General features: G+C 55.1%; 7 protein-coding genes. 3 read left to right on the forward strand and 4 right to left on the reverse strand.

Annotated features, from left to right (window positions below):
• Positions 1-7 precede the first annotated feature (7 nt).
• From greB to metE, 4 genes are all read right to left on the reverse strand, one after another.
• Positions 8-562, reverse strand: coding sequence for a transcription elongation factor GreB (gene greB / locus ACFQPC_RS07440; protein WP_382271189.1), 555 nt, complete (start codon positions 560-562; stop codon positions 8-10).
• 107 nt (positions 563-669) lie between these two features.
• A complete protein-coding gene (locus ACFQPC_RS07445; RefSeq protein WP_382271191.1) occupies positions 670-1,947 on the reverse strand; it encodes an EAL and HDOD domain-containing protein in 1,278 nt (425 codons plus the stop codon).
• Positions 1,948-2,325: 378 nt separating this feature from the next.
• On the reverse strand, positions 2,326-3,243 hold the full coding sequence (locus ACFQPC_RS07450; protein WP_382271193.1) for a 23S rRNA (adenine(2030)-N(6))-methyltransferase RlmJ: 918 nt from the start codon (positions 3,241-3,243) through the stop codon (positions 2,326-2,328).
• 217 nt (positions 3,244-3,460) lie between these two features.
• Positions 3,461-5,749 (reverse strand): 5-methyltetrahydropteroyltriglutamate--homocysteine S-methyltransferase, encoded by a 2,289-nt coding sequence (gene metE, locus ACFQPC_RS07455; protein WP_382271195.1) that lies wholly within the window; start codon positions 5,747-5,749, stop codon positions 3,461-3,463.
• Between the two features lie 100 nt (positions 5,750-5,849).
• On the opposite strand from metE, the gene ACFQPC_RS07460 reads away from it, so the two are divergent.
• The 3 genes from ACFQPC_RS07460 to ACFQPC_RS07470 are packed head-to-tail and all read left to right on the forward strand — an operon-like array spanning position 5,850 to position 11,156.
• A complete protein-coding gene (locus ACFQPC_RS07460; RefSeq protein ID WP_382271197.1) occupies positions 5,850-6,770 on the forward strand; it encodes a LysR family transcriptional regulator in 921 nt (306 codons plus the stop codon).
• A 47-nt stretch (positions 6,771-6,817) separates the two neighbouring features.
• Positions 6,818-10,528, forward strand: a complete 3,711-nt coding sequence (putA, locus tag ACFQPC_RS07465; protein ID WP_382271199.1) for a bifunctional proline dehydrogenase/L-glutamate gamma-semialdehyde dehydrogenase PutA — start codon at positions 6,818-6,820, stop codon at positions 10,526-10,528.
• Between the two features lie 31 nt (positions 10,529-10,559).
• Positions 10,560-11,156 (forward strand): hypothetical protein, encoded by a 597-nt coding sequence (locus tag ACFQPC_RS07470; RefSeq protein WP_382271200.1) that lies wholly within the window; start codon positions 10,560-10,562, stop codon positions 11,154-11,156.
• Positions 11,157-11,183 lie beyond the last annotated feature (27 nt).

The following is an 11,183-nucleotide window of genomic DNA, read 5'->3' on the forward strand; positions in this document are numbered from 1 at the left end:
TCCGGCCTCATTGCGGGGCCGGATAACTCACTTCCAGTATCAATAGTTCTTCCAGACCACCTGGCGTTTTCAGGATCACGGTATCGCCTTCACGCGCCTTGGTCAGTGCACGCGCCACCGGTGAAATCCAGCTGATCTTGCCATTCAGCGGATCCAGCTCATCAATACCCAGTATCGTGACCGTGTGTTCATCACCGGCCTGCGTTTCATAGCGCACAGTCGCGCCAAAGAAAATCTGGTCGCTGCCATGGTGGATGCTCGGGTCCACCACTTCCGCCAGGTCCAGCCGTTTGGTGAGAAAACGTATACGCCCGTCAATCTGGCGCAAACGGCGCTTGCCATAAATGTAGTCACCGTTTTCAGAGCGATCACCATTCGATGCCGCCCACGAAACGATTTGCACCACTTCCGGCCGCTCGACATCGATGAGCTTCAACAACTCGGTTTTCATGCGCAAATGTCCCTGCGGCGTCATATAATTTTTTGAGCCGGCAGGAATCGGCGGCGCACTGTTGTCGCCGTCTTCATCGTCGTTGTCGTTGGAATTTGCTTGATTCGTCATGTCGCTATTCTAACGTCATGCGCGACTGTGGGCAGCTATGCATGACACTTGTTTAGCGAATGATGCAGGGATTGCGGGAGGAGGGATTAGTTTGAAGCAGCAGCTACTCAAACCACGCCAGATACATTGTTGCTCCATTCAAACGCTGCCAATTGCAAGGCATACAGGTCTTCTATCGACAACTGTAACTTCTGCAAGGTAGGAATCAATAAAGCACCGGTCTTTTCAATCTGCTCTATGTATTCGGCCAGTTTCAGCAAATCACCGTAGAAGCCCTTGCGATACAGCAGGGCATCGGTCACCTCTTCCACTACCGACACCTGCTCAAGGATTTCTTCCATCGATTGGCTGAACAGCGTATCCATCAGCGACATGATGCCCACGGTAAAAGCGGTGTCTGCCATAGCCCGGTTATCCGGACGCAGTTTTTCGGTGATCAATTCCAGCAATTTGCCGCGCGTCGTCGCCAGTTGCAGCAAGGGTGAAGTGAAATGGCTGCCCTTGTTGTGTTCCGCGTACAGGATGATTTGCAACCAGCGCTGCAGTTGACGCCGTCCGAGTACCGTCAGGGCCTGGCCCAGCGAATCTATTCTTTGCGTAACGCCGACACCAGGCGTATTCGCCAGACGCAGCAAAGTCAGCACCAGCGAAGCGTCCTTTTTGATATTGCGTTCGATTTCGGCGGTATCCGCATCAGCCATGATGAGCGCCATCAACTGCATGATCGCGAGTTGCGACGGCGCGAGCTTCTTGCCGGAAAGGATGACCGGCCGCGCAAAATAATAACCCTGGAAATAATGGAAGCCGAGCTTCATGCATGTTTCGAATTGCTCAAGGGTCTCGACTTTTTCAGCCAGCAAGAGCTTGCCTTCGAGGCGGAAGTGGTCCGCCAGCTTACCCAGCTCAATTGTGTTCATCCCGGTGATATCGATCTTGATGATCTTGATCAGCGGCAGCAAGTCTTTCAATGCATCAGAATGCGAAATAACGTCGTCAAGTGCGAAGGTAAAACCTTGCGCAACCAGTGCCGAAACACGCTCCACCAATTCATGCGTGATCTCGACCGTTTCGAGGATTTCCAGCACCACTTTGTCGCTCGGCAGGAAGTTCACAAAATCGCACATCAGCACTGCTGCATCGACGTTGAAGAAACCCAGCGAATTGCCTATGACGTTACCTATCCCCAGCTCCGATGCGTGCGCAATGACTGAGGCGGTTGCGGCCAGGTCATCGACTACATTGGCAGGGCCCGACGAAGCGCGGCGGAACAATAGCTCATACGCGACCAGGTCCTGGTCGTTGTTCAATATAGGTTGTCGCGCCAGGAAGAACTCCTTCACGCGGGGATGGTCATCAGGCAAATGCTGATTGAGGTTGGTGATCATCAAGATTGTTGTCTCTGTCTATTAAGCAGAACGCGTAGATCAACCAAGGCACGTCCCTGTCAAATCTTGAAAAATACCTGCCATGCACAGGCATCGCAGCATACACATTCGATCAAACATTCGGTACATCCTGACAGCATCTTCATTGTTATTCATTAGACGATACTGCATGGATAGATGGTGTCTCACCACAGACTGCAAGTCACGCTCACTAACGGACCGACAATTTGTAGCTGCTGCTGCAAATCAATTCAGGCCATTATTCCGTTAATATTTCTATGACGCAAGTGTTCCAGTTCCCTTGTGTTTTCAATATTAAAAAAACGGAATTGTCTGTGGTTTTTCGGTACAACAATCGTTTCTGACTATCCCCTGCCCTTATACTCGCCGCGTTCCGGTATTGGTCGCGACAGTCTGGCCGCTTTCCAGCGTAAAGCCGGCGCCTTCATCGCCGCCCAAAGTCTTCACCAGGTAAGGCATTAACTCGCGCAACATCGGCTCCAGCGTCCACGGCGGGTTATGTACAAACATCCCGCTGCTATGCAAACCAAAGCCATCCGGTGACGGCGTGGTCACCGACAATGTGACATTCAGCCAGCCATTCGCCGGCAGGCGCTTCAATTTATCCGGCATCTGGCGTGATTCCAGGCGATTCAGCACCGGATACCAGACGGCATAGGTGCCGGTCGCGAAACGGGTCAAGGCATCCGATACGGTCTGCACCACGGTGCGGTAATCAGTCTTGTCTTCGTACGGCGGATCGATCAGCACCAGGCCGCGCCGCGATGGTGGCGGCAGCAAAGCCCTCAAGCCCTGGAAGCCGTTCCCGCGTTCTATCATGATGCGCTTGCCGCGCACGGTCGGACGCTTGCCCTGCTCGGCGGCATGCGCTTCCAGTTTGCGGAAATTATCGGCCAGCAGCTTGCTGTCGGCCGGATGCAATTCAAACAGGCGCAATCTATCCTGCTCGCGCATGACGGCATCGGCGCAATACGGTGAACCCGGGTAATAGCGTAGCTTGCCGCTCGGGTTCAGGGCCTTGATGACCTGCACATATTCAGCCAGCGGTGCCGGCAAATCCTTGCGATCCCACAGTTTGGAAATCCCGGTTTCGAATTCGGCGTTCTTGGCGGCGTAATTGCCGTCGAGCGCATATACACCGGCACCGGAGTGCGTGTCGATATACATATACGGCGTGTCTTTTTGATTCAGGTACTTCAGCAACTGAATCTGGACCAGATGCTTGAGTACATCGGCGTGATTGCCTGCATGGAAGGCATGACGGTAACTCAACATAGGGAATGTCTATCTTGGCAAGAAAAAAGGAAGGAAAGTCGCGCGGCACAAGCGGCGCAGCTCGGTAATACGCCATTCTAACAATTACCGGCTTGAATACATACGATTACCGCGTATCCGGGGCTGGCGAGGCCGGTTTAAGCTCCTGCCGTCGCCCATAAGAAAAAACGGGTACAAGGCCGACGCCCTGTACCCGTTTTACCAGGTCAACAGCTGTTTATGCCGCCTGTTCCTGCTGCGCGACTTCCTCACGCAGTGTGCGTGCGGCCAGCACCATATTTTCCAGTGCCGTAGTGGTTTCCGGCCAGCCACGGGTTTTCAGGCCGCAATCCGGGTTCACCCACAGGCGCTGGTCAGGAATCACACCACGCGCCTTGCGCAACAGGCGCTGCATTTCTTCCACTTTAGGTACGCGTGGTGAATGGATATCGTAGACGCCCGGGCCAATGTCGTTAGGATATTCAAACTCGCCAAAACCATCGAGTAATTCCATATCCGAACGCGAAGTTTCTATCGTGATCACATCAGCATCCATCGCGGCTATCCACGGCAGGATGTCGTTGAATTCCGAATAGCACATATGCGTATGAATCTGCGTATCGTCCTGTACGCCGCAGGCACTGATGCGGAAAGCCTTTACCGCCCAATCCAGGTAATGCGGCCAGTCGACGGCTTTCAACGGCAAGCCTTCACGGAAGGCCGGCTCATCGATCTGGATCATGCCGATGCCGGCTTTTTCCAGGTCCACCACTTCATCCCGCAAAGCCAGCGCGATTTGCAAGGCGGTCTGCTCGCGCGGCTGGTCGTCGCGCACAAAAGACCATTGCAGCATCGTGACAGGGCCGGTCAGCATGCCCTTCATCGGCTTGCTGGTCAGGCTTTGCGCAAATTGGCTCCAGCCGACTGTCATCGCTTCCGGGCGATACACATCACCGTAAATGAATGGCGGCTTGACGCAGCGTGAGCCATAACTTTGTACCCAGCCGTTGGCGGTGAAGGCATAACCCCACAGTTGTTCGCCAAAGTACTCGACCATATCGTTACGTTCCGGCTCGCCATGCACCAGCACATCGAGGCCGATTTCTTCCTGCTTTTGCACCACCAGGCGCACTTCTTCGCGCATGCGGTTCAGATAATCCAGATGGCCGATTTCGCCGCGTTTGTATTGTGCGCGGGTCTGGCGGATATCGGCGGTTTGCGGGAAGGAGCCGATATTGGTGGTCGGGAAAGCCGGCAATTTGAACCGCGCCTGTTGCTTGACGATACGCTCGGCAAATACATTGTTGCGCGTCGCCGGAATCAGATCGATCTGGCGCAAGCGTTTTTGCACCAATGGATTGTGGATGCGCGGCGAAATCTTGCGTGCGGCAACTGCCAGTGCAGCGGCTGTGAATTGCGCTTCGACTGCTTTTGCTTCGCCGTTCAACGCCCGTTTGAGCGCGGTGATTTCCGCCACCTTCTGTGTGGCGAAGGCCAGCCAGCCCTTGAGCTCTGCATCCAGCTTGTTTTCATGCGCCAGGTCCACCGGCACATGCAACAGCGAGCAGCTTGCGCTGATCCACAGGCGCTCACCGAGGCTGGCCTGCAATGGTTGGAGCAAGGTCAGTGCGCTATCCAGGTCGGTGCGCCAGATATTGCGTCCATCCACCACGCCAGCCGACAGCACGCGCTCTGAAGGCCAGTCTTGCAGGAATCCAGGCAACTGGCCGGCACCGCGCACAAGGTCCAGATGCACACCCGCCACCGGCAAGCTGCGCAGCAAGACACTGTGTTCACGCACCTGATCGAAGTAAGTCGCCAACAAGAGCTTGGGTGCGCCAACTGACAAGGCCTGGTAAGTCGGCTCGAACGCTGCACGCCATGCGGCATCCAGTTCCAGCGCCAGGATGGGTTCATCGATCTGCACCCATTCGACGCCTGCATCCTGCAAGCGCTGCAGCACTTTTTGATAGCCGGCGATGACCTTGGGCAGGATATCCAGTTTGTTCGCGATGCCGGATTTGATCTTGCCGAGGTAGAGCAGGCTCAATGGCCCGACCAGCGTCACCTTGGTCGCATGGCCCAGCGCGACTGCTTCTGCATTTTCTTCAAACAGCCAGTCGACGCCGCCGTCAAAGCTGATATCAGCAGTAAATTCAGGCACCAGATAGTGGTAATTGGTATCGAACCATTTGGTCATTTCCATCGCAAAATGCTCAGGATTGCCGCGCGCCAGCGTGAAGTAATCAGCCAGCGTCAGCCTTTCAGGATCGAATTTGAAGCGGGTCGGCACCGCACCCAACAAAGCCAGTGTGTTCAAAACCTGGTCATACCAGGCGAAATCACCAACTGCAACATAATCCAGCCCGGCTTCAGCCTGGATTGCCCAATGGCGTTGGCGCAGGGTTTTGCCGGTTTCCTGCAATGCTGCAAGTCCGGTGTCGCCACGCCAGAAGGATTCCACCGCGAACTTCAATTCGCGCTGTGCTCCGATGCGGGGAAACCCCAAGATATGCGCCTTTGCCATGCCCTGCTCCAATATAGATTTTCGAAGCTTGCCATCTTGCGCGAGGATGGACTATGATTCAAACGATAAATATTCAGATTCATCATGAGTAAAATTCATAATGCAATCCATCCTTGAATTACGCCACCTGAAAACCCTGCTGGCCCTGCGCGAAGCAGGCAACCTGCTGCGCGCGGCCGCCCTGCTGAATGTCACCCAATCCGCTTTATCCCATCAAATCAAGCAGTTGGAAGACCATCACGGCACGCCGCTGTTTGAACGCAAGTCGACGCCGGTACGCTTCACCCCGGCCGGCGAACGCCTGCTGAAGCTGGCCGATACCGTCTTGCCGCAAGTCGCCGAGACCGAGCGCGACCTGGTGCGACTGGCGCAAGGTGTAGCCGGACAGTTGCGCATCGCCGTCGAATGCCATACCTGCTTCGACTGGCTGATGCCGGCAATGGATGTATTCCGCGGCCGCTGGCCGGAAGTCGAACTGGATATCGTCTCCGGTTTCCAGGCCGATCCGGTCGGCCTGCTTTATGAACACCGGGCCGACGTCGCCATCGTGGCTGAAGTCGACCCGGATGAAAAAGTCGATTACCACGCGCTGTTTCGTTTTGAAATCGTCGCCCTGGTCGCACATGACCACCCGCTCGCCAACAAGGAGTTCCTGACGGCGGAAGATTTCATAGGCGATACGCTGATCACCTATCCGGTACCGGACGACATGCTGGATGTCGTGCGCCAGGTATTGAAACCGGCAGGTGTGCAGGTGGCACGTCGCACCACCGAACTGACGGTCGCCATGCTGCAGCTGGTGGCGAGCCGACGCGGCATCGCCACCCTGCCGGTCTGGGCCGCGCAAAATTACCTGAATCGTGACTACGTCAAAGCCAAACGCATCACGCGCGAAGGCTTGACCGGACGCCTGTACGCCGCCTGCCTGCCGGAAACGTCCGTGAAGCCCTATCTGGCCGACTTTGTCACGACCACCCGGGAAAGCTGTTATTTGAATCTCGATAGCGTGGAATTGCTTTAATCGTTTCGCCCCAGGCTGTATGCTGGCAATACAGGATGAATCATTTTATGGTGCATCAAACTATGCGTCCCGACAGCGATCCTGCTCCAAGTTCCGCGGCAAGCAATGCCCTGCCCTTCGCCGCACTCGCGGCTGAAGTATCCGTTACCGCCACTCCCCTGCACCAAGCCGTCAGCACTGCCTGTCGGCAGGATGAAGCCACCGCGGTACAGCACTTGCTGGCGCACATTAAAGTCGATCGCGCTTTGCAGGACGCGAGCCAGGCGCTGGCACGGCAACTGGTGGAAACCGTGCGCACCAAACGCAGCCGCGCGTCTGGCGTCGATGCCTTGATGCATGAGTTTTCACTATCGTCGGAAGAAGGCATCGCCCTGATGTGCCTGGCCGAAGCACTCTTACGTATTCCCGACCACCAAACCGCAGATCGCCTGATTGCGAACAAAATCAGCAAAGGCGACTGGCAACGCCATCTGGGTGAGTCACCATCGCTATTCGTGAATGCTGCGAGCTGGGGCTTGCTCGTCACCGGTAAATTACTGCATAGCGCGAGTGAAGATGGCTTGGGCGCCGCACTGACTCGCCTCATCAGCAAGGGTGGTGAGCCACTGATACGCAAAGGCGTAGACCTCGCAATGCGCATGCTGGGCAGCCAGTTTGTCGCCGGCCAGACCATAGCCGAAGCTTTGGAAAGAAGCTCTGTACATGAGCCGCATGGCTATCGCTACTCCTACGATATGCTGGGCGAAGCCGCAATGACTGCGGCCGATGCTGATGCGTACTATCAGTCCTATACCACCGCGATCCACGCAATAGGCCGGGCCGGTGCACAACGCGGTATACGCAATGGCCCGGGCATTTCGGTCAAACTATCGGCCTTGCATCCACGCTATGCACGTGCACAGCGCACGCGCGTGATGCAGGAATTGCTGCCACGCCTGAAGCAATTGCTGCTACTTGCAAGGCAATACGATATCGGCCTCAATGTCGATGCCGAAGAAGCGGACCGTCTGGAACTGTCGCTGGACCTGATGGAAGTGTTGGCCTTCGATGCGGAGCTGGCTGGTTTCGACGGCATGGGCTTCGTGGTGCAGGCGTATCAAAAGCGCTGCCCGTATGTCATAGACTACCTGATCGACCTTGCACATCGCAGCGGCAGGAAATTCATGCTGCGCCTGGTCAAAGGCGCGTACTGGGATAGTGAAATCAAGCGAGCACAAGTCGACGGCCTGTCCGGTTACCCCGTTTACACACGCAAAGCCTATACCGACCTCTCCTATCTGTTCTGTGCGCAAAAGCTGTTGGCCGCCAACGATGTGATCTACCCGCAATTCGCCACCCACAATGCACTGACCGTCGCTACGATCTACCAGCAGGCGCAAGCCATGCAAGTGACCGATTATGAATTCCAGTGCCTGCACGGTATGGGTGAAACCCTGTACGACCAGATCATCGGCCCGGAACATTTGAATGTGCCATGCCGCATTTATGCACCGGTCGGCTCACATGAAACCCTGCTCGCCTATCTGGTACGCCGCCTGCTGGAGAACGGCGCAAACTCTTCTTTCGTCAATCAAATCGTCGATGACAAAATCAGCACGGAAGATTTGCTGCAAGACCCTGTCGCGCTGGCCGCAAAGTTCGGCGGCGTACCGCATCCTGCGCTGGCTTTACCAAAAGATTTATACCAGCCGGAACGTGCCAATTCTTGCGGCATGGATTTGAGCGATGAAATTACATTACATGAACTCGGCAAAGATTTAAGAACATATGCTCAACGGCAATGGCATGCGCTGCCTTCATACCTGCAAGCCGCGCCTCTCACCACTATCGACATACACAATCCTGCCGATCATAGTGAGCTCGTCGGCACCGTGCAGCAGGCGAATGCCGCCATGCTCGAACTGGCTTTGCAGCATGCCACATCAGGCATCAATACATGGCAAGCAAAACCCATAACAGAACGCGCCGCCATCCTGTTGCAAGCGGCAGATATATTCCAGCAATATGCGGCTGAATTGATCGCCCTGCTGGTCCGTGAGGCCGGCAAGACCCTGCCGAATGCGATAGGCGAATTACGTGAAGCGATCGACTTCCTGCGTTACTACAGCGCACAAGCCATCGCCTCTGATGCGAACCAGCCCCTGGGCCTGGTGGTTTGTATCAGTCCATGGAATTTTCCCCTGTCCATCTTCACCGGCCAGCTGGCTGCTGCGCTGGCCGCGGGCAATGTCGTGGTGGCGAAGCCGGCCGAACAAACACCTTTGATCGCCTGCCGCGCCGTGCAGCTCTTGCACCAGGCCGGTGTACCGGAACACGCTTTGCTGTTCCTGCCCGGAAGCGGCGAAACCATAGGCGCGCAACTGGTCGCTGATCCGCGCGTGTCGGCAGTCGTCTTCACCGGTTCGACACAAGTCGCGCAAAGCATCCAGCGCAAACTGGTACAACGCAGCATCGCCGAAGAGAAAGACATTCCACTGATCGCAGAAACCGGCGGACAAAATGCAATGATTGTCGATTCATCTGCACTGTGTGAGCAAGTCGTGCGCGACGTCATCAGTTCCGCTTTCGACAGCGCAGGCCAGCGTTGCTCGGCCTTGCGCGTGCTGTGCCTGCAAGACGATATTGCGGAACAAACCCTGCACATGTTGCACGGTGCGATGACAGAACTGCGGATAGGCAATCCGGACCGGCTGGCAACTGATGTCGGCCCGGTGATCGATACCGAAGCACAGGAACATTTGCAGGCTTACGTCCGGCGCTCGGAAGCCGCAGGCAAGAAAGTGCAACAGCTGCCCCTGCCCACCGGCAAGGGCAGCTTCGTCGCGCCCTGCACCATAGAGATCAGCAATATCTCTGAACTGCAACGCGAAGTATTCGGCCCGGTTTTACATGTGATGCGCTATCGTCGCGATGACTTGCCGCAACTGCTCAGGGATATCAATGCAACCGGTTTCGGACTGACGCTGGGCATACACTCCCGGATTGATGAAACCATAGACTACATAGTCCGGCATGCACACGTCGGCAATATCTATGTCAACCGGAATATCGTCGGCGCCGTGGTCGGGGTCCAGCCTTTCGGTGGTGAAGGTTTGTCCGGCACCGGACCTAAAGCCGGCGGCCCCTTATATCTGAAACGCCTGCAACGAGTAAGCACCAGCCTGACTGGGATAGCTGTAAAGGGCGATGAAGATGCAGATGAAACCAAGCAGATGCAAAGCACCCTGACTGAATTCCTGTTGTGGAGCATGAAGCACAAGCAGCAGGAGCTCAGCAAATTGATCGCCGACTATGCGCATACCAGCCTGTACGGCAAGACCACCCAATTACAGGGTGTCACCGGCGAATTAAACACCCTGCACTTCAGCGCCCGCGGTGCAGTGCTATGCGTCGCCGAATCGACGCAAGCCTTGCTGCATCAATTGGTCGCGGTCTACGCCACCGGCAATCAAGTCGTCTTATTGCAAAATACCGCACTCCTGTTGCCTGCCGATTTCCCCACACTGCTACGCGCCGGCATGATTGTTATTGAACAGCAGCACGAAGCCAGCGAACTGCGACTCGCCTTGCTGGAACAGGGACAGCACAAGCCTGATTTGCGCACGGCACTGGCAGCACGCAAGGGTGCCATCGTATCTATCGTCTACACTGCGTTTCCGCACACCATCCCGCTCTGGCGTCTCGTGACCGAACGTGCGCTCTGCGTCAACACGACTGCGGCTGGTGGCAACGCTAGTTTAATGACCATTGCACCTTAAACAATAAGCAAAGTATCCTGTGCGAGCTTTATTGAGTCTCGAATTTATAAATGTAAAACATACCGGGCAATTTCTTCCCACTCCTGACCGCGCGCTATCAATGCTTAAATATATCTTACCCATCATTGCAACAGGGCTGCTTGCCGGCTGCGCAATGCACGAATCAGTTATTCCCAAAGAGTACACCGGGCCGACTGCGCTTATCAGCGAACATGGCTTCACTGAAGAACCGGCAAAAGCACAGATCTTCTATATCGAATCGATCGATGATAAGAAAATACGATCGAGTTATGACTTGACCCAACTCTCGACGATTAGCTCAGGATTATCTTTTTCAGGATTTTCACCTTCAGGATTTTCACTTTCGCTACAATTTGTCAGCCATCAGGTGCCCGCACAGCCTATGAAATTGAAAATCATAGGAAGGCATATATCAGCGACACCTATCCACGAACTGGCAAGCAAGTCGATGGGAACATTTTTCTATGTTGAAAATGAAATCATCTTCACACCGGAAAAAAATAAACACTATTTTGTAACCGGGAAACTATTGAAGGAAGGTTCAGATGTGTGGATTGCCGACGCTCTCACAGAACAACGTGTATCTGAGCCGTGGTCCATGAAATAAAGCAGGGAAATAAAGAAGAAAAATAAC

Source organism: Herminiimonas glaciei, from assembly GCF_042664955.1.
GTDB lineage: Bacteria > Pseudomonadota > Gammaproteobacteria > Burkholderiales > Burkholderiaceae_D > Oxalicibacterium > Oxalicibacterium glaciei.

Excerpts from the sequence above, each read along its gene's own strand:
- ACFQPC_RS07445 (WP_382271191.1), bottom strand. The coding sequence starts at position 1,947 with ATGATCACCAACCTCAATCAGCATTTGCCTGATGACCATCCCCGCGTG.
- greB (WP_382271189.1), bottom strand. The coding sequence starts at position 562 with ATGACGAATCAAGCAAATTCCAACGACAACGACGATGAAGACGGCGAC.
- putA (WP_382271199.1), top strand. The coding sequence starts at position 6,818 with ATGGTGCATCAAACTATGCGTCCCGACAGCGATCCTGCTCCAAGTTCC.
- ACFQPC_RS07450 (WP_382271193.1), bottom strand. The coding sequence starts at position 3,243 with ATGTTGAGTTACCGTCATGCCTTCCATGCAGGCAATCACGCCGATGTA.
- ACFQPC_RS07460 (WP_382271197.1), top strand. The coding sequence starts at position 5,850 with ATGCAATCCATCCTTGAATTACGCCACCTGAAAACCCTGCTGGCCCTG.
- metE (WP_382271195.1), bottom strand. The coding sequence starts at position 5,749 with ATGGCAAAGGCGCATATCTTGGGGTTTCCCCGCATCGGAGCACAGCGC.